At 71.3% G+C, this 17,978-nt stretch carries 15 protein-coding genes; 8 read left to right on the top strand and 7 right to left on the bottom strand.

Translation table 11 applies throughout. From position 1 onward, the window contains the following. Positions 1-157: 157 nt before the first annotated feature. Positions 158-1,822 carry a protein kinase gene (locus tag ABZO29_RS39895; protein WP_367325074.1) on the top strand — a complete coding sequence of 555 codons (1,665 nt, stop codon included), beginning with the start codon at positions 158-160 and terminating at the stop codon, positions 1,820-1,822. Positions 1,823-1,922: 100 nt separating this feature from the next. Continuing rightward, positions 1,923-2,738 carry a DUF1206 domain-containing protein gene (locus ABZO29_RS39890; RefSeq protein WP_367326367.1) on the top strand — a complete coding sequence of 272 codons (816 nt, stop codon included), beginning with the start codon at positions 1,923-1,925 and terminating at the stop codon, positions 2,736-2,738. A gap of 77 nt (positions 2,739-2,815) precedes the next feature. Here ABZO29_RS39890 and ABZO29_RS39885 read toward each other — a convergent pair whose 3' ends face one another. Beyond that, positions 2,816-3,688 carry a trypsin-like serine protease gene (locus ABZO29_RS39885; RefSeq protein ID WP_367325073.1) on the bottom strand — a complete coding sequence of 291 codons (873 nt, stop codon included), beginning with the start codon at positions 3,686-3,688 and terminating at the stop codon, positions 2,816-2,818. A 233-nt stretch (positions 3,689-3,921) separates the two neighbouring features. Further along, positions 3,922-4,977, bottom strand: a complete 1,056-nt coding sequence (locus ABZO29_RS39880) for a glycoside hydrolase family 5 protein (RefSeq protein WP_367325072.1) — start codon at positions 4,975-4,977, stop codon at positions 3,922-3,924. Between the two features lie 401 nt (positions 4,978-5,378). On the opposite strand from ABZO29_RS39880, the gene ABZO29_RS39875 reads away from it, so the two are divergent. The 4 genes from ABZO29_RS39875 to ABZO29_RS39860 all read left to right on the top strand — a co-directional run bounded on the left by ABZO29_RS39875 (position 5,379) and on the right by ABZO29_RS39860 (position 10,452). Beyond that, a complete protein-coding gene (locus ABZO29_RS39875) occupies positions 5,379-6,368 on the top strand; it encodes a LacI family DNA-binding transcriptional regulator (RefSeq protein ID WP_367326366.1) in 990 nt (329 codons plus the stop codon). A 118-nt stretch (positions 6,369-6,486) separates the two neighbouring features. Further along, positions 6,487-7,890 (top strand): hypothetical protein, encoded by a 1,404-nt coding sequence (locus ABZO29_RS39870; protein WP_367325071.1) that lies wholly within the window; start codon positions 6,487-6,489, stop codon positions 7,888-7,890. A gap of 61 nt (positions 7,891-7,951) precedes the next feature. Further along, positions 7,952-9,202, top strand: coding sequence for an AAA family ATPase (locus tag ABZO29_RS39865; RefSeq protein WP_367325070.1), 1,251 nt, complete (start codon positions 7,952-7,954; stop codon positions 9,200-9,202). Further along, positions 9,199-10,452, top strand: coding sequence for a VWA-like domain-containing protein (locus ABZO29_RS39860; RefSeq protein WP_367325069.1), 1,254 nt, complete (start codon positions 9,199-9,201; stop codon positions 10,450-10,452). Before ABZO29_RS39865 ends, ABZO29_RS39860 begins: the two co-directional genes overlap by 4 nt. 9 nt (positions 10,453-10,461) lie before the next feature. Here ABZO29_RS39860 and ABZO29_RS39855 read toward each other — a convergent pair whose 3' ends face one another. Then, positions 10,462-11,358, bottom strand: coding sequence for an NAD(P)-dependent oxidoreductase (locus ABZO29_RS39855; RefSeq protein ID WP_367325068.1), 897 nt, complete (start codon positions 11,356-11,358; stop codon positions 10,462-10,464). Positions 11,359-11,473: 115 nt separating this feature from the next. Here ABZO29_RS39855 and ABZO29_RS39850 point away from each other — a divergent pair, with 115 nt between their 5' ends. Beyond that, a complete protein-coding gene (locus ABZO29_RS39850; RefSeq protein WP_367325067.1) occupies positions 11,474-12,064 on the top strand; it encodes a TetR/AcrR family transcriptional regulator in 591 nt (196 codons plus the stop codon). Positions 12,065-12,204: 140 nt separating this feature from the next. Next, complete coding sequence (locus ABZO29_RS39845) at positions 12,205-12,903, top strand: LuxR C-terminal-related transcriptional regulator (protein ID WP_367325066.1); 699 nt, start codon at positions 12,205-12,207, stop codon at positions 12,901-12,903. Positions 12,904-12,966: 63 nt separating this feature from the next. Here ABZO29_RS39845 and ABZO29_RS39840 read toward each other — a convergent pair whose 3' ends face one another. The 4 genes from ABZO29_RS39840 to ABZO29_RS39825 form a co-directional block, all read right to left on the bottom strand. Next, positions 12,967-13,239 (bottom strand): hypothetical protein, encoded by a 273-nt coding sequence (locus tag ABZO29_RS39840; RefSeq protein WP_367325065.1) that lies wholly within the window; start codon positions 13,237-13,239, stop codon positions 12,967-12,969. A gap of 115 nt (positions 13,240-13,354) precedes the next feature. After that, positions 13,355-14,443, bottom strand: a complete 1,089-nt coding sequence (locus ABZO29_RS39835) for a YihY/virulence factor BrkB family protein (protein WP_367325064.1) — start codon at positions 14,441-14,443, stop codon at positions 13,355-13,357. 185 nt (positions 14,444-14,628) lie between these two features. Next, positions 14,629-16,053 carry a phytoene desaturase family protein gene (locus ABZO29_RS39830; protein ID WP_367325063.1) on the bottom strand — a complete coding sequence of 475 codons (1,425 nt, stop codon included), beginning with the start codon at positions 16,051-16,053 and terminating at the stop codon, positions 14,629-14,631. 33 nt (positions 16,054-16,086) lie between these two features. Beyond that, entirely contained in the window at positions 16,087-17,889 is a 1,803-nt protein-coding gene (locus tag ABZO29_RS39825) for a DUF3556 domain-containing protein (RefSeq protein ID WP_367325062.1), read from the bottom strand. Positions 17,890-17,978: the final 89 nt, after the last annotated feature.

Raw genomic sequence — 17,978 nt, 5'->3', positions numbered from 1 at the left:
CACCGCACGGGAACAAGACATCCCGCGCGAGCGGCGTGACGGAAGTGACGGAAACCCTGAACCTGCGCCCATGCTGGGTTAGCCTCAATTTCCCTTCGGGGCGAACTGGCGTACGGCGAACATCACTTCGGGGGGATCCGTGTCAGAACATCGGCCGGTGCCACCGAACCCGGCGACCAGCGAGACCGTGGCGCTACGGCAGACCGGCGCCTCACCCCTGCACCCCGGCGAACCCGGCCGTATCGGCCCCTACGCGCCGCTGGCGCTGCTCGGCAGCGGCGGCATGGGACGGGTCTACCTGGCGCGCCCCCTGGACGGCAGCCCCGGTCTGGCCGCGGTGAAGGTGATCAGACCGGAGTACGCGGACGACCCGGGCTTCCGGCGCCGGTTCGAGCGTGAGGCGTCGGTGCACGCCCGGCTCCGCACGCCGCACACACCGAGGCTGTGCGGTACGGGCTTCCAGGACCGACTGCTGTGGATGGCCACCGAGTACCTCCCGGGGCTCGATCTGGCGGATGCCGTGCGGCAGGACGGCGCCCTGCCGACCGCCGCGGTCTGGCGGCTCGTGGCCGGGCTGGGGCAGGCGCTTGCCGATCTCTCCGCCGGCGGGATCGTGCACCGGGACCTGAAGCCGTCCAACGTCCTGCTGTCCGCCCGAGGCGCCCATGTGATCGACTTCGGTCTCTCGAAGGCCGTGGACGCGAGCGCGCTCACCGGCACGGGCAACCGGGTGGGGACTCCGGCCTACATGTCGCCGGAACATCTGCGGACGGGCAGGTGCGACACCGCGTCGGACGTGTTCTCCCTGGCCGGGACGCTGGTGTACGCGGCGACCGGGCGTGCCCCGTTCGGGGACGGCACAGGGGTCGACGTGATGCACCGCGTCGCGTTCGAGGAGCCGAATCCGGACCTGCTCGATGAGATCTCGGCGGCGGACCCGGCGCTCGGCTCACTGCTGTCCGCCTGCCTGGCCAAGGAGCCCGAGCACAGACCCACCCCGCAGCAGCTGGTCGAGGCGGCCGGGAGCGACGCCGGGACGCCGGTCTGGCCCGAGCCGCTGGGTGGCAGAGTGCTGGCCCGGCAGCGGGCGTACGAGGTGCTGAGCAGCCTCCCCGTCGAAGGGAAGGCGGGCTTACGGGCTCCGGAGGACCAACGGACGTCGCCTCAACGGGCGCACACGGGTCAGCCCCGCACCTGGAGACGTCGGAAGCCTGTGCTGGCCGTCGCCGTGGCGATCACGCTCTGCGCGGTGGCCGCGGGCCTCCTGGTGCTCATCCGCCAGGACACTCCCGCAACGGCCTCCTCCCCCGGGGCCGGCGTGACGATCGGCGGCCCCCCGCCCGGCGATTCCGCCCTCGCGCCGGCGCCCGGGTCCTCGTACCGGAAGTCCGCCTCCGGCAAGAGTGCCGACGGGGCCGCGAACGCCGATGCCGAGTCCTCGCCCTCCGACGCCCCGGGGTTCGCCGGCACCGACCGCCAAGCCGCTCCCTCTGCGTCCGGCGACGCGTCCGGCGCCCCGCCCGCCGACTCGACTCCCTCCCCGAGCGACTCGCTCGCCGAACCCGCCACCCCGCCCTGGATCTCCGACTGCACCTACTACTCCGGCAACGGCCGCACAGGCCAGGGAGACAGCGGCAAACGCGTGCTGCAGGTGCAGTGCATGCTGACGAAGCGCGGGTACGGCGTCGGGAGCACCGGCGTGGACGGCGACTTCGGTCCCGGAACGGAGTCCGCGGTGGTGAGTTTCCAGGGCGACAAGGGGCTGGACGCCGACGGAATCGTCAGCCAGGGCACCTGGGCGGCGCTGCGCAGCGCGGAGTGATCCCGAACCTGTGCCCCCGGGTGCCGGCACGCTGCCCGGATGGTTCCCGTGCCCCTGGGTATCCGGATTCCGGGAGGTCGGCATGAACGCGAGCGCGACGATGCGGGGCAGTCGGATCCCCGACCGGAGAGACGTACGGGGGCCCCTGACGGAAGGTGCCGCCAGGGCGGGTCTGGCGGCACGCGGGGTCATCTACCTCCTGGTCGGCGGCCTGGCCCTGCAGATCGCCCTCGGCGACGGCGGACGGGAGGCGGACCGGGGCGGCGCCCTCGCCGAACTCTCCGGCAGACCCTTCGGTGCCGTACTGCTGTGGATGCTGGGCGCCGGACTCGTCGGCATGGCCCTGTGGCGGCTCTCCGAGGCGGTGTTCGGGTCGGTGGGACCGGACGGACGATCCGCGAGGAAACGGCTGCCGGCGCTCGCCCGCTGTGTCTTCTACACGTTGGTCGCCTTCTCGGTCCTCGCGTTCGCGGCCGGCGGAGGCGGCCGGGGATCGAGCGACCGGCAGTCGCGCGACGTCACGGCGAGGGCTCTGGACATGCCCGCCGGGCAGTGGCTGGTGGGCGCGGCCGGGACCGGCGTCATGGTCGCGGGTGTGTGGATCGCCGCTCGGGCCGTCCGGCGCAGGTACCGGCAGGAGTTGAAGCTCGGCGAGATGTCGTCCCGGGTGCGGCGCCTGGTGGACATCACGGGAGTGGCCGGAGGCGCGGCCCGCGGGCTGGTGTTCGCGGCGGCAGGGTTCTTCGCCGTACGGGCGGCCGTCACGTACGAACCGGACAAGGCCAAGGGGCTGGACGACACCCTCCGTTCCTTCGCCGAGTCACCCATGGGGCCGTGGCTGCTCGCCTGTGTGGCGACGGGCCTGGTGCTGTTCGGGCTGTTCTCGTTCGCGATGGCACGGTGGCGGAGGGTGTGAGAAGGCCGCCCGTTCAAGCGCCGGGGACTGGACACGGAGCGTCGGACGTCGCGCCGGTCCCCGACGTTCTCGAGGACCTACGGCAGTTTCACGAACGGTGCCAGGAAGGCCCGCGCGCCCGGAGTGTCCAGCCGGTACGAAACGTTCGTGGCGTAGCACGGGGTGTCGCCGGTGATGGTCGTGGCCGCGAGGATGTTCTTGCCGCCGATGACCGCGAAGTTGGGGCCGCCGGAATCGCCGTAGCAGGCACCGCCGTTGCCCTGTGGCGCCGTCATGGCCAGGCGCACCCAGGAGTCGTTGAGGGCGTCGAAGGTGACGGGCGCCTTCATACGGACACCGCCGCCCGGATGTGTCTGTCCGCCCGGGCCGTTGACCGCTTCCTGAGTGCCGTATCCGGCGACGAACCAGTCGGTGGAGTTCAGCGCCTGCGGCCCGAGTGCGCCCAGCTGGTTCGCGGTCGGCAGGGTGGCCGGTGTGAACGACCAGCGGCTTTTGACCTTCGCGGCGGGCAGTTCGATCACCGAGATGTCGTGCGGGTCCGAGGCGGGACCCGGGTAGCCGGGGTGGCTGTGGGCCGTCCCCTGGACGGCGACGGCGCCTGCCTGAGCGGCCGGATCGCCCGGGTACTTCTTCGCTGCGGCGTCCAGTCCTGCCTGCACGTCCTGGTCGAGCGAGACGTAGAACCTGACGTTGTCCGGCCAGTCCGTGGTGCAGTGGGCCGCGGTCAGGAATGTGTCCCCGTCGATCATCGTGCCCGAGCAGACCCAGTCGACGCGATCCGGGGTCGCCGGGTCGTCGTCGTTGTCCCAGGTCGCCACGAGCGCGCCGACCTCGGTGCGTTCGGGCGCGGGTGTCGCGTTGTAGGAGTTGATCGCGGAGGAGGGCAGCGCGGTGGCGAGCACGGTGGCGCAGGCCGCTGCGGTGACGGCGGTGGCGCGTACGGCGGTCAAGAAGAACCCCTTCGATGGGTGTGGGAGAGGTGTTCTCCTGTGGGGGAGCTGAGGGAATTGAAGCGCCTTGTGAGGTGCACGACAAGAGCGGGCTCCGACAGAGACGGCGGGCGACGTCGGCACCTCAAAACGGCGGGTGCGGACACGCACTGAGCGATTCCGCACCCGCCGTCTTCGCGACGAGCCTCATGACTCGGCTCGATCGCCGGCCGTCGGTTGCGCCGGGGACCGAGTCACCCCTGGACGGGCGTGCCCCGTCCCCAGCCCCAGGCGAGGCGGTCGGCGCCGGACTGGTTGGTGGTGGCCAGCCAAGGGCGGTTCGGGTCGCCGACGAGAGTCTGCACGGAGTACGTGTCGTCGGTGCGCAGGCCCGGCCAGTACACCGAGCCCATCTTCAGCTCGCGGAAGGTGTCGGTGACGGCCTGGATGAAGTTGATGTAGTTGTCGGCCGGGGTCTTCACGTTGTAGTTCAGGCCCGTGGTCATCGGAGCGCCGAACTCGTCCGCGACCGTCCGGTCGGCGCAGTCGCCGATGCGCACCTTCAGGTCGGCCACCCACTCGTCGTAGGTGGCGTACGACTTCCAGAACCCGTAGTGGTGCAGGGACAGGTAGGTGCCCTTGAGACGCGGGTCGGCGCAGACCGAGGTGACGTGGTCGTTGTAGCCGGCGCCGCTGACGAACACCCTGTTGCGGGGGACCCGCGGGTAGGTGCCCAGCCACGTGGCGGCGATGTCGGCCCACTCCGTGTCGGTGTAGCCGTGGGGCTCGTTCATCGGCTCGAAGTAGACGTGAGAGTCGTTCTTGTAGGCCTTGACCACGGTGTCCCACATGGGCCAGTACGTGGCCGGGTCGTCGATGAAGCCGTCCTTGCGGACGCCCGTGCCCTCCCAGTAGGAGACGATCACCTTGAAGCCCTTGGCCGACGCCGCGTCGATGACCCCGCGGTACGACTTCCAGTGGGAGCCGTTGACGGTGTACGGGTTGATGGGCAACCGGACGGTGTTCGCACCGAGGTTGGCGCGGAACGCGGTGATGATCCGGCTCGCCTTGGCATAGGTCCGGGCGTAGCCGTCGGAGAGCGACAGACCCGACAGCACGACCGGGTCGTCGGCGAAGTTGTCGCGGGGGTCGGCCCAGTTGACGCCCTTGAACTGGGTCGTGTCGCCGGTCGGTGCGGCGGAGGCGGGGCTGCCGGCCAGGGTCGTGCCGCTGATCGCGGCGATCGCGACCGCCACGAAGGCGGCACGCAGGCGGGGGGCGAATCGGGTTCTGGCGGGGGTCTTGCGCATCAGCTAACCCTTTCAGGAGATGACGGCTCGGCGAAGGGGGTCTGCGCGTGGGGGGCCGCCGGGCCGGACAGGTGGTGCCGACACAGGCCGGTGTCGTTGCCTCCCTGCTCCACCAGCCTGGCGTGTTTACGTAAACATCATGGAGAAGGATCGGCGTTCCGGATCTCGGACCGACCTGATCCCGCAGGGATGTTTACGTAAACTCGATGGCGTCGGAATGCTGGCATCCGCCCCGGCGACCGTCAAGGTTTCCCACGCGTAACATCCGTTGCATCGCGGGAGGCGGGAGTGGTGGAGCAATGGATCTGAGCGACCAGGAGCAGCGGGTTTCCGCGCCCGCGGGCGGGGCGCAGCGGGGCGGCTCCGACGTGCCCGGCGGGCGCCGCAAGCAGGGCGTCTCCATGGCCGATGTCGCCAAGCTCGCGGGGGTGTCGTCCCAGACGGTCTCGCGGGTCTCGAACGGCCACCCCGGGGTGATCAGTTCGACCCGGGAGCAGGTGCTCGCCGCGATGCGGGAACTCGGCTACCGGCCCAACAGCGCCGCACGGGCCCTGCGTTACGGCCGGTTCAACACCATCGGTGTGATCCTGTTCAGCCTCTCCTCGACGGGAAACAGCCGCACGGTGGAGGCCATCGCCACGCACGCCGCGGCGGAGGGCTACGCGATCACGTTGATCCCGATCGACGTCCCGACACAGGACAACGTGCTGGGGGCCTTCACCCGCATGGGAGAGCTGGCCGTCGACGCGGTCATCGTCATCATGGAGATCCATCTGCTCGACACCGGCACGGTGCAGCTGCCCCCCGGTGTGCACGTGGTCGTCGTGGACTCCGACGCCGGCGACCGCTACAGCGTGGTCGACACCGACCAGGCCGACGGTACCCGGAAAGCCGTCAGGCACCTGCTCGACCTGGGCCATCGGACCGTATGGCATGTGACCGGCCCCGAGACGTCGTTCGCGAGCCAGCGACGGACGCAGGCCTGGCGCGCCGTCCTCGAGGAGGACGGACGTCCCGTGCCGCCGCCTCTGCACGGCGACTGGTCGGCCGAGTCCGGCTATGCGGCCGGACTCGCGCTCGCCGAGGAACCCGACTGCACCGCCGTGTTCGCCTCCAACGACCAGATGGCCCTGGGGCTGCTGCGCGCGTTCCACGAGCGCGATCTCTCCGTCCCCGCCGACATCAGCGTCGTCGGCTTCGACGACATCCCGGACGCCTCCTGCTTCGTTCCGCCCCTCACCACCGTCCACCAGGACTTCGCCGAGGTGGGCCGCCGCTGTGTCCAGGGGGCTCTCCAGCAGATCCGCACCCGCGGCGGCTCCCGACCCGGTACCGACCTCGTCCCGACCCGTCTGGTGATCAGACGGAGCACGGCGGCGCCGCCGAGCTGACATGCTCAACTGACCGTAAAAAGAAGTCGCCGTGGGGATCGTGGTGGCGTACGCTCCCCGCGATGACGACTCAATCCGTTGACAGATTGGGGGTCCCGTCCGCGCAAGGTGAGTGCTGATGCTCACTCGGACCGCGAACGGGGATTCCCGCCTCTCCTTCTGGCTGCGCGTGCGCCAGTTCGCCGTGCCGCCCTCCATGATCGAGACTGCGACCGCGCGACGCCGCGTCGGCGACTGGGCGGGGGCGTGCTCCGCCGCGGGCATCGACGTCGACCTCGGTCTGCGGGCCGTGGCCCGCACCCATGGCCAGGAACTCGCGGCGCAGATCCGGACCGATCTCCGCCATCTGGTTCCCGATCTGTTGCGCTGGCACATGCCGCGGATCGCTCCCGACGGGCTGCTGCGCCCAGGGCTGACGCTCTCCCTGGCCCGCTACCCAAGCAAGGGGCGTGACGGCGAAGACGCGATCCATCTGGTGGTGCGCACTGCGCCCGCTTGGGCGGACGCCGGCCAGCGGATCAGCCTGGCGCTGTGGGACGGATCCCGCTCCGAGCCCGGCGCCTGCCGGCATCCGCATCCCCGACCCAACCGCCGCTTCCGCCTCGACCTGCACCGCCATCTGTGGGACGCGCGCAGGACCGGTGAGCTGAGGATCCGGTCCGGGGCCGATCGCCCGCCCGGTGACGACCGTCCGGAACCGGACCCGGAGCTGCTGGGGACGCTGCCGCAGGGGCGCGCCTGTGCCGTGGATCGCTGGGCGGCCGAGGCGGGGATTCTGCTCCGCGCGGAAGGACTGCCCACCGGAGGTGTCGCGGTGCGGTTGGGCGGCCGGCACCGGCTCCTCCTCGAACTGCCCGCGCACGAAGACGGCACCGGATCGCCCGACCTGCGCATCGCGACGGCGTCCGCGGCGGGCGAGGCCGCGGCGCTACCGGTCCTGCCCGACGCCGCGACCTGGGTCCTGCCCGATCTGGAACTGATCCGCGCCGGAGCGATCGAGGCCCATCGACTGCACCCGCTGGTCGCCCCTGCACTCGTACCGGACTCTCCGCCGAGTGGTCCGCCCCGGGTTCCGGACCCGGCCGGGCAACCGCGCTTCGTGGAATGCCGGGGAGTCCGGCACCGGATCGGCCTGGTCGACGGAGTACTGGTCCCGCTGGACCACGACCCGGCCGAGATCCGGCGGGAGGAACTGCTGGCCGCCCTGACCGGCACTCCGCTTCCCTGCCTGCAGGCCATCGACGAGGCACACCGCCGTCCGGACTGTCTCGTCGGCGTCCGCGAACGGCTGGTCCACGGCGACACCGCCGGCGCGCTGGCCGTGGTCGAGGGCCTGCTGGGCCCCGAGGCGGTGCTGCGCGACGGCGCCCTGCGGGACGAACTGGAGGCGGCCGCGCTACGGCGGATCACCTACGGGCTGTACAGGGCAGGCCTGATCGGGCCCGGTCCGGACCGCATCCGCCCGGACCGTCGCCGATCCGGTGGCCGGCGCTCACATCCCCGCCACGCATCCCTTCACTGACCCGGGGACGTTCGTTCCCCCGCACCCACTCGCCTCCCCACCAACCCACAGGTGATCACACATGCCTTCATACACATCGTTTCCCGCTGCCGACACCACCTCCCAACTCGACATCGCCGACGGGCTGCTGACCCTGCTGCGCGACACCACCACCGAACCGCGACCCGACACACAACTGGAGGCCCTGACACTGGCGGTGGCCGCCGACCTCCCCGTACTGCTGTGGGGTGAACCGGGCATCGGCAAGACCGCGGCCCTGACACAGCTCGCCGCGGCCGTGGACCTCCCGCTGACCACAGTGATCGCCAGCGTGCACGAGCCGTCCGACTTCTCCGGACTGCCCATCGTCGGCGACGACCCCGCGGAACAGGGTGTCCCGATGGCCCCGCCGGACTGGGCCGTACGCCTGGTGCGGGCCGGCCGCGGACTGCTGTTCCTGGACGAACTGTCCACCGCCCCGCCTGCCGTGCAGGCAGCACTGCTGCGCCTCGTACTGGAGCGCCGGATCGGCGCCCTGCAACTGCCGCCCGGAGTCCGGATCGTGGCCGCCGCCAATCCGCGGTCCTCGGCGGCCGACGGCTGGGAGCTGAGCCCGCCGCTGGCCAACCGGTTCGTTCATCTCCAGTGGACCCACGACCACGAGGTCGTCGTCCGCGGCCTCGGCGGTATCTGGCCCCGGGCCACCCTGCCGCGGCTCGCTCCGGAGAGGTTGCCCGAGGCCGTGGACTTCGCCCGCCGCGCGGTGTGCGGGCTGCTCACCACCCGGCCGGGACTCGTGCACCGGCTGCCCGGCAACGAGACGCGCCGGGGCGGCCCCTGGCCGTCACCCCGGAGCTGGGAGATGACGCTGCGCCTGATCGCCTTCGCCACCGCGGCCGGCTCCTCCCGGGACGTGCTGTCCCTGCTCGTCAGGGGAACCGTGGGGGACGGCCCCGGGCTGGAACTGCTGGCGAGCGTGGACCGGATGGACCTCCCGGACCCCGAGGAACTGCTCGCCGACCCCGCCGGTGCCGTCCTGCCCGAGCGAGGCGATCTGCGCCAGGCCGCACTCGACGGTGTGGTGGCGGCCGTCCGCGCCCGCCCGGACAGGTCCCGCTGGGACGCGGCGTGGGCCCTGCTGGTGCGGGCGGTGGAGACAGGGGCCCCGGACCTGGTGGTCGTGCCCGCGACCACGCTGGCCTCACTGCGCCGGGAGGACTGGGACGTCCCCGCCTCGATCGAGCAGCTCGCCGGGGTGGTGTCCCTGTCCCGGCGGGCGGACCGGGCCGCGGCCAGGACCGCCGCCTCCGCGGCGCAGAAGGCGGGGCGATGACCACCGAGGCACCGGGGACCCTGGACCTCGACAAGCTCTTCGCCGCCCGGCTCCAGGCCGCACGCGCGCGGCCCTACCTGGCGACGGCCCTGTTCGCCCTGCACACCGTCGAGTCGCGTCGGGTACCGACGATGGCCGTCGACCGGTACTGGCGGTGCTACGTGTCACCGGGGTTCGTGGACCGGACACCGGTGGAGGAGCTGGCCGGCGTATGGGTGCACGAGGTGTCGCACCTGCTGCGCGACCACCACGGGCGCAGCGAGCGGGTCGCCCGGGAGCGGGGGCTGACCGGCCCGGGAGAGCGGCTGCGGATGAACATCGCCGCGGACTTCGAGATCAACGACGACGTCTACGGCGACGGGCTGACCCGGCCCGAAGGGGCCGTCCGGCCAAAGGACTTGCTGCTGCACGACGGGCAGCTGATGGAGGACTACCTCCGCCAGTTCCGGCTCGGGCCGCGCACGCAGGACCTGGCCTGGCTGGACTGCGGCAGCGGCGCCGACGGGCTGGACCGGGAGTGGGAACTCGGGCCGGACGGGGCGCACGGCCTGAGCGAACAGGAACGGGACGCGGTCCGCTTCCGGGTGGCGCAGGGCATCAAGGGCCGTCCTGGCAGCGCCCCGCAGGGGTGGCGGCGATGGGCGGACGAGGCGTTCCATCCGCCGCAGCCCTGGCGGGAGTTGCTGGGAGCGGCGGTCCGCTCGGCGACCTCCGGCTCCGGTGCGGGCGAGGACTATTCCTACGGCCGTCCGGCACGGCGCTCGGCCGGGGTGCCCGGGGTGGTGCTGCCGAGTCTGCGGCGCAGGCCGCCACGGGTGGCCGTGGTCATCGACACGTCCGGTTCGGTCAGCGACACCGAACTGGGCAGTGCGCTCCTGGAGGTTGCCGCGATCTCCCGTGCCGTGGGCGGCCGGCGTGACCTGGTCACCGTGGTGCCGTGCGACGCGGCCGCCCGTGTCGCGCACCCCCTGTGCCGCGCCGAGGGCATCCCGCTGCTCGGCGGCGGAGGTACGGATCTGCGCACGGGCTTCGCCACAGCGCTGCGGACGCGTCCCCGCCCCGATGTCGTCGTGGTCCTGACCGACGGACAGACGCCGTGGCCTCGGACGCAGCCGGCGTGCCGGACCGTGGTGGGCCTGTTCCCCCGGCCGGGCGAGTCCTGGGACGAGGACGACCCCGACTACGTGCCGGACTCGCCGCCCGCCTGGGCACGGGTGGTCGAGATCGGGTCGGCGCCCGCGGCTCGGTGAACCCCCTGCTCAGTTGCCGGACCCGGGGAGGCGTGTGCCGTCGGTCCGGGTCTCCAGTGCGTGCAGTACGGCCACCATGTCCTCGCCGCCGTGGCCCTGTTCGACCGTCTCGCCGTAGAGGGTGTGGCAGACGTCGAGGAGCGGGGAGGCCAGGTCGGCCTTGCGTGCGGCCTCCGCGATCAGCCGGTTGTTCTTGAGGACGTCCTCGGCGGCCGCCTGGACGGTGAAGTCGCGGGCCAGCAGCTTGGGTCCCTTCACCCGGGAGACTGCGCTGGCCATCGGGCCCGCGTCCAGGACGTCCCGGAGCAGCCGCTGGTCGAGGCCGTGTCGCTCGGCGAAGTGGAACGCCTCGGTCAGACCGGTGACCAGCGTGATCAGGAACAGGTTCACCGAGAACTTCATCAGCAGCGCGCCTGGGACCGCGCCGCAGTCGAACGTCTCCCGGCACATGGGGGTCAGCAGCGGCCGTACGGCCGCCACGGCCTCGTCGTCCCCCGCCAGCATCCCCACGAGTTCGCCCCGTTCGGCCGGGACGCGGGAGCCGGAGACAGGGGCCTCGACGTATCGGCCGCCCGCCGCCCGGATGTCGTCCTCCAGGCTGCCCGAGTACTCGGCCGAGGTCGTGCCCATGTGGACGACGGTGCGTCCGGCGGTGCGCGCGGCGAAGTCGGGTGTGCCGCGCGCCAGCACGGCGTCGACGGCGTTCTCGTCGGCCAGCATGAGGATCACGGTCCCGGCCCGGTCGAAGACCTCGGCGGGGCTTGCCGCGATCTCGGCTCCGGCGGCGCTCAGCGGCTCGCACCTGGCCGGGGTGCGGTTCCAGACGACGAGGGGCGTCCCGGCCAGGGCGAGGTTGAGCGCCATGGGCTGCCCCATGACCCCGAGGCCGGCGAAACCGACGTACACGATGCACCACCACTTCCGACCGGCCATTGACTATGACCGCTGTCATAGTAGCCGACCCCTATGACAGCGGTCATAGGATGGCCGTCGGAGACCCCGGCGAAGGAGGAGACCGAGGATGTCCGAACGAGGACCGCGCGAGCGGATGGTCTTCAGCGCGGCCCAGCTCATCCGGCGCGACGGGGTCGCCTCCACCGGCATGCGCGAGGTCGCCGTCCACGCCGAGGCGCCACGCGGATCGCTTCAGCACTACTTCCCCGGCGGCAAGGAACAGCTCGTCAACGAGGCCGTGGGGTGGGCGGGACGGTACGCGGGCAACCGCGTCACCCGCTTCCTCGCCGCGCTTGACGAGCCGACACCCGGCGGACTGTTCGCCGAGATGGTGCGGCAGTGGACCGACGAGTACGAGTCCGACGGCTTCGCGGGCGGCTGTCCGGTCGCGGCCGCCACGGTGGACTGCGCGCAGTCCACCGCGTCCACACGGGAAGCGGCGGCCGCCGCGTTCGCCAACTGGACCGGGCCGGTGGCCGGGGCGCTGGCGGACATGGGTGTGCCCGAGGAGCGGACCGCTGCGCTCGCCACGCTCATGATCAGCACCCTGGAAGGGGCCATCCTCATCGCCCGCGCCGAGCGGGACGTGCGGGCCCTGACGACCGCGACCCGGGAACTCGGCCCCCTCCTCGACGCCGCGGTGAGCAAGGGCGACTGACCGGCAGAGCCTCTCGCCCACCGAACGAGGTGACCCCCACCACAAAAGAAACGATGCCGTTTTCACGGGGAGAGGGCTACTCTGAAGCCAGACGTGAACGAAACAGTTTCGTTTAGCTGCTCGCGTGGAGAACACCCACCATGACCTCCGTACTCATCGTCACCGACCAGTCCCTGCAGCGCCTCGGTCTGCGCGCGCTCCTGGCGACGGAGCCGGACATCACCGTCGTCGGCGAAGCGACGAGCGGGGTCGAGGCGGTCCGCATGACCACCGCACTCCGCCCCGACGTCGTCCTGATGGACAGCCGCATCTCCGCCACGGACGGAACCGACGTCATCCGCCGCATCACGCGGCCGGCCGCCTTCCCGCAAGCACTCGAATCCCCCGGAGCCGGCGGACGCCACCCGCGCATGCTGGTCCTCACCGCCACCGGCCCCGAAGGACCCGCCTACGCCGCACTGCGCGCCGGAGCCGACGGCTTCCTCCCCGAGGACACCACCCCTGACGAACTGACCGCGGCCATCCGCATCGTGGCCGCCGGAGACGCCGTCATCACCCCCGGCCTGACCCGCGCGCTCATCGACACCGTCCGCCGCCAGCCCCCTGCCCGCCCTCTGGAACGCCGGGCCCGGCTCGGCGCCCTCACCGATCGCGAACGCGACGTTCTCACCGCCGTCGCCTCCGGCTGGTCCAACGCCGAGATCGCCGAGCGGCTGTCCATCGCGCCGACCACCGTCAAATCCCACGTCAGCCATATCCTCGCCAAGATCGGCGCCCACGCCCGCGTGCAGGCCGTGGTCTTCGCCTACGAGTCCGGACTGGTGCGGCCCGCGGCCTGAGGCCGAAGCGGCCGGGGCAGCGAACCGTGCGAACCGGCCGCGGTCAGAACGGGCCGGACCCGTTCAGCTCTGACCGGCGCATGCGAACAGAAGGCCGGCGTCGCTCGCGGCATCCACACCGCCGAACACACAGTGATCGGGGCGGGTCAGCAACGCCGCGCACGATCGCCCGCGCATCCAGGCGTCCAGCACGCCGTGTTCCTCGCGGCACTCGTCCCGCCCACCCGGCGCCGCCCCGTCGACGTTGCGGACGACATGGATCGGGAACCCGCCCTCCGCGTGATGCGCGCGCAACGCGGACCCGGCTGCGCCGACGTCCGCGTCGTGGCGGATCACTGCCGGAACGCGCTTCCCGTGAACTCGTCGAGCAGTCCCGTCCGGCCTGGCCGTCGGTCACCGCCGGCGGTCATGTGCGGACCCTTTCCCACGAGAAGCATGACCGTCAGGGTTCTTACGATTCAGGCCGGTCCATGCGGCGCAGGTCCTGCTCGTCCCACTTCCGGGTGTCGCGCGGTTCGGCGTACGGCTCGGCCTCGGGTGGGTGTCCCCCGGCGATCGCCCGCTGGCGTACGGTCTCCGCGTCGAACTCCAGCCCCAGCAGGATCGCCAGGTTGCTGATCCACAGCCACACCAGGAACACGATGACCCCCGCCATCGTGCCGTAGGTCTTGTTGTACGAGGCGAAGTTGGCGACGTACAACGCGAACCCGCCGGAGGCGATCAGCCAGATCATCAGCGCCAGGAAGCTGCCCGGTGTGATCCACCTCAGACCCTTCACCCGGGCGTTCGGAGTGGCCCAGTACAGGAGCGCGATCATGACAGCGACCAGCACCACGAGGACGGGCCATTTGGCGATCTCCCACACCGTCAGCGCCGTGTCGCCGACCCCCAGGGCCTTCCCGGCCTGACGGGCCAGGGCGCCCGTGAAGACCACGATCAGCGCGCTGGCCACGGCCAGCACCATCAGTACGACCGTCACCCCGACCCGCACCGGAAGGATCTTCCACACCGGACGGCCCTCGGGAATGTCGTACACGGCGTTGGCCGTACGGATGAACGCCGCCACGTACCCCGACGCCGACCACACCGCCAGCACCAGGCCGACGATCGCCATGACGGAACTGGTGCCGCTGTTGCCCTGCAACTGCTCCACGGCCCGGGTGATGATGTCGCGGGCCGACCCGGGTGTCAGCTGCCGGATGTTGTCCAGCACGCTGTCCGTGGCGGACTTGCCGACGATACCCAGCAATGAGACCAACACCAGCAACGCCGGGAACAACGAGAGCACGCCGTAGTACGTCAGCGCGGCGGCCCGGTCGGTGAGCTCGTCGTCCTTGAACTCGCGCAGGCTCCTCTTGAACACCGCGCCCCAGGACCCCTTCGGCAGATCGGTCGGGCTGTCCGGGGCCCGCCGCTCCACCTCCGCGTCGGGGCCGTAGTGCCGCGCCGGATCCGTCCCGGGCGGCCGCTCGGCCGCAGGGGCTTCGTCCTGGCGAACGTCATGATCTTTGTGCCCGATTTTTGGAAGTAGCCGAACCATGGCTACCGAGTACCCCCATTTGCGCAGGTCGCGCCTGCGGGTCAGTGCCGCTTTCTTCCCTGGGGTTTCGCGAGCCCACGCCGAGGGCGGAAACACGCCGGGGCACGGATGTCAACGCAGCATCCTGGCACGGCTGTGCCGCTGCGGACGGGCGCCTCCGCGACCAGCTCCACCGGCGCCGACGGTCACCCGAGTCGCCCGCGCAGGTAGCGCAGAGCGCGTGCGGCGGCGTGGGCGCCGCACATTCCGTGCGCGCCGGGCCCGGGTGGGGTGGCCGCGGAGCACAGGTAGTGGCCGGGCACCCCGGTGTCGTACGGCTGGAGGGTGGGGCGTGGCCCGAGGACGAGTTGGGCGATGTCCGTGGCGCCGGTCATGATGTTGCCGCCGACGTAGTTGGGGTTGTACTCGGCGAACCCGGGTGTGGTGCGCACCGCGGTGCCGACGATCCGGTCCCGGAATCCCGGGGCGAACCGCTCGATCTGCGCGGTGATCGCCTCGGTGGCGTCCCCGGTGTAGCCGTTCGGGACATGGGCGTACGACCACACGGGGTGAACGTCGCCGACCGACCGCGAGGGGTCGGCCAGATACTGCTGCCCGACCAGTACGAACGGCCTCTCGGGCATCCGCCCGGCGTGGATGTCCCGCTCGGTGGCCGCGACCTCGGCGTACGTGCCGCCGAGGTGCACCGTGCCGGCCCGCCGCGCCGCCTCGGCCCGCCAGGGGACGCCTCCCTCGACCGCGAAGTCGACCTTGAACGCGCCCGGTCCGTACCGGTAGCGGCGGTAGGCGCGGGCGATCCGGGACGGCAGCAGATCGCCGAGGATGTCGGCCAGGGCCGTGGGTGCCACGTCCCAGACGGTCACGTCCGCGGCCGGAAGCCGGGAGACCGATCGCACCCGCACGCCGGTCTCGATCTTTCCTCCGAGGTCGAGCAGCAGCGCCGCCATGGCGTCGGTGATGCGGCGCGAGCCCCCCTCGGCGACCGCCCAGCCGTAGTGGTGCCCCGCGGTGAGGATGCCCAGCCCGATGCTCGCGCTGAGCGGCCGTTCCAGGGGATGGAAGGCGTGCGCCGCGACCCCGCCCCACAGCGCCCTGGCCTCCTCGGTCCTGAACGCCTTCGCGAGCAGCGACGCGGGGGCGAGCGCGGGAACGCCGAAGCGGGCGAGGCGGACGGGATGCCGGGGCAGGCGCAGGAGGGGGCCCATGATGTCGTCGCCGAAGGTGCCGTACGCCGCCGAAGGCCCTTCGAACAGCCGCCGCCACACCCGCCCGTCGGCGCCGAGACCGGCGGCGGTCCCGGTCACCGAGCGGTGCAGCACCCCGGCCGTACCGCTGTCGAGCGGATGCACGCAGTCGATCTCCGGCCACGCCCACCGCAGCCCGTAGCGGTCGAGTCCGAGTCCGTTCAGGAACGACGAGCCGACGGCCATGGGGTGGATGGCCGAGCAGTGGTCGTGCAGCAGGCCCGGCACGATCGCCTCACCGGAGCGGGTGCCGCCGCCGATCTCGTCCGCCGCCTCCAGCACCGTGACCCGGACGCCCGCCCGGGCCAGGGCGACGGCGGCGGCCAGACCGTTGGGCCCGGCGCCCACCACGGTCGCTGTACTCATGTCGTCCCGCCTTTCCGGAGGTTCCCTCCTTGCCTACGGTGCCAGCCCCTCGGTCACCTCAAGGCGCGCGGTCGGCGCCTGTTCGCGGGTCCAGATGACGTCCAGCGGGATCGGCCCGTCGGGCAGCCACGGCTGCTCCTTCACCGCGTCCGCGACCTTCCAGGTGCCCCGCTCGATCACCCCGAGCGCGGCGTCGATCAACTGGTAGTGCTGGATCCCGCGGTGGATGGGCTGCGACTCCACCCAGACGATGATCCACTCTCCGGGGGCGAACCCGATCCGGGACTGCACGGCGTTGATCAGATCGAGGTGGTGCAGATGGCCGTCGCCGAAGTTGAACCCGATCAGCGAGTTGCAGCCGAACTCGGCCTCGCGCACCGTGCGTCGGTCGAGATCGGGAAGGTTCTTCAGCAGGACGGAGAACAGGCCGCGGCCCTGGCTGTGCATCGACCGCCAGGCGATCGTCTGCTGCATGGTGATCTCGGCGACGGCCGGCGGATAGCCCATCGCCTGCAGCTGGTCGACCTGATTCTTGGTCGGACGGTGCGGCAGCGAGTTCAGCTTCTCCTCCGCGCCCGGCGCGAACGCCCACAGCGCGGAGGCCCAGTTGCCCGCGTACTGCCGCATCGAGGGCAGGAACGACACCAGGTCCGGACGCAGGTTGCCGAGGACCGGGAAGAACACCAGTCCGGCGGCGATCCCGGCGGCCAGCCACGGTGAGGACATGTCGCCGACGCCGTAGCCGTCCCGGGCCGGGAAGCCGAGGAACAGGAAGACCGTCAGGTAGCCGAACAGGAGGTTCCACTCCAGCGGAACGGCCAGCGGGAACGTCGAGGTGATGAACAGGTGGAAGACGACCATCAGCACCACGGCCGCGAGCGTGAGCCGGGGGTTCGTGGAGAACAGCAGCACCAGCGGCGTGACGATCTCGACGGTGGAGCCGCCGACGTGCGCCATGAAGGTCGCGACCTTCGACGGGCGGATGTCGTGGGGGAAGTCGCGGTAGTGGAGCCGCTTGACCCACTTCGCGGGCACACAGGGGCTGTTGGAGACCATCGGTGAGACGACGTTGGTGAAGTGCAGCCCGAACTTCGACACCCCGGCGCCGATCCAGACCACGCAGATCAGCAGCTTCGCCGCGATGACCATGTCGGTGAACGGCAGCACGGCGAAGAACACCAGCGCGGGCAGGTACTGCTCACCCCTGGCGGCGAGGAAGACCGTCTTGTCCCGCAGGCCGTTCAGCACGTAAAGGACGACGGGTGCCACCAGCAGGGCCGGACGCACCAGCCCGGAGGTGTTGTCCGGCAGGGCCTCGGTGAGCGACGCGCTGGGCACGCCCGGCAGTACGACGGCCATCAGCAGCGACCCCAGGAAGGCCAGGTAGAGCAGCACATCACCGGCCGTGCGACGGTCTCCGCCCGTGAACGGCACCCGCTTCCACGGCCGCAGCCGGATGGTGCCCGGCCTGGCCCAGAACAGGATCCCGCCGGTCATCGGCTTGAACTTGCCGGCGATCGGGCCCCATGACCCGGCCACACCGACCGATTCCAGGAAGACCGTCCACAGCACCAGCTTCTGGTAGACGACCGGCTCGTTCCACCAGTGCGTCACATCCCAGAACGGTCCTGTGTCCGAGGTCCATGTCGCCAGTGCCGTCCCGCCGAGGACATAGAGGACGAGAACCTTGACCACGTAGGTCGCCGGAATCATCTTCGGTGTGCCGAATCCGTATTCCACCCAGTGCAGAGCCAGTGTTCTCAGCCGTTCCTGAAGAGGCTTCTCCAGGAAGGCCTCTTGCTCGACCTGCGGAAAGTCACCCGTTTTGAACCCCATTGTTGCCGCCTTCCTTGTGTTTCTCGTGCCGGTTTCCCGGCGCCTGTTTTCGGGCGTGCCGAACCGCGCCCGAAAATGCCCGGGCGAGG

Origin of the sequence: Streptomyces sp. HUAS ZL42 (assembly GCF_040782645.1) — a bacterium.
Lineage (GTDB): Bacteria > Actinomycetota > Actinomycetes > Streptomycetales > Streptomycetaceae > Streptomyces.
The sequence above is the reverse complement of the archived record's forward strand: the minus strand, read 5'-3'. Positions and strand labels throughout refer to the sequence as shown.

Coding starts and splice junctions, on each gene's coding strand:
- ABZO29_RS39890 (WP_367326367.1), top strand. CDS start 1,923: ATGCGGGGCAGTCGGATCCCCGACCGGAGAGACGTACGGGGGCCCCTG.
- ABZO29_RS39880 (WP_367325072.1), bottom strand. CDS start 4,977: ATGCGCAAGACCCCCGCCAGAACCCGATTCGCCCCCCGCCTGCGTGCC.
- ABZO29_RS39875 (WP_367326366.1), top strand. CDS start 5,379: ATGGCCGATGTCGCCAAGCTCGCGGGGGTGTCGTCCCAGACGGTCTCG.
- ABZO29_RS39870 (WP_367325071.1), top strand. CDS start 6,487: ATGCTCACTCGGACCGCGAACGGGGATTCCCGCCTCTCCTTCTGGCTG.
- ABZO29_RS39865 (WP_367325070.1), top strand. CDS start 7,952: ATGCCTTCATACACATCGTTTCCCGCTGCCGACACCACCTCCCAACTC.
- ABZO29_RS39860 (WP_367325069.1), top strand. CDS start 9,199: ATGACCACCGAGGCACCGGGGACCCTGGACCTCGACAAGCTCTTCGCC.
- ABZO29_RS39850 (WP_367325067.1), top strand. CDS start 11,474: ATGTCCGAACGAGGACCGCGCGAGCGGATGGTCTTCAGCGCGGCCCAG.
- ABZO29_RS39845 (WP_367325066.1), top strand. CDS start 12,205: ATGACCTCCGTACTCATCGTCACCGACCAGTCCCTGCAGCGCCTCGGT.
- ABZO29_RS39835 (WP_367325064.1), bottom strand. CDS start 14,443: ATGGTTCGGCTACTTCCAAAAATCGGGCACAAAGATCATGACGTTCGC.
- ABZO29_RS39830 (WP_367325063.1), bottom strand. CDS start 16,053: ATGAGTACAGCGACCGTGGTGGGCGCCGGGCCCAACGGTCTGGCCGCC.
- ABZO29_RS39825 (WP_367325062.1), bottom strand. CDS start 17,889: ATGGGGTTCAAAACGGGTGACTTTCCGCAGGTCGAGCAAGAGGCCTTC.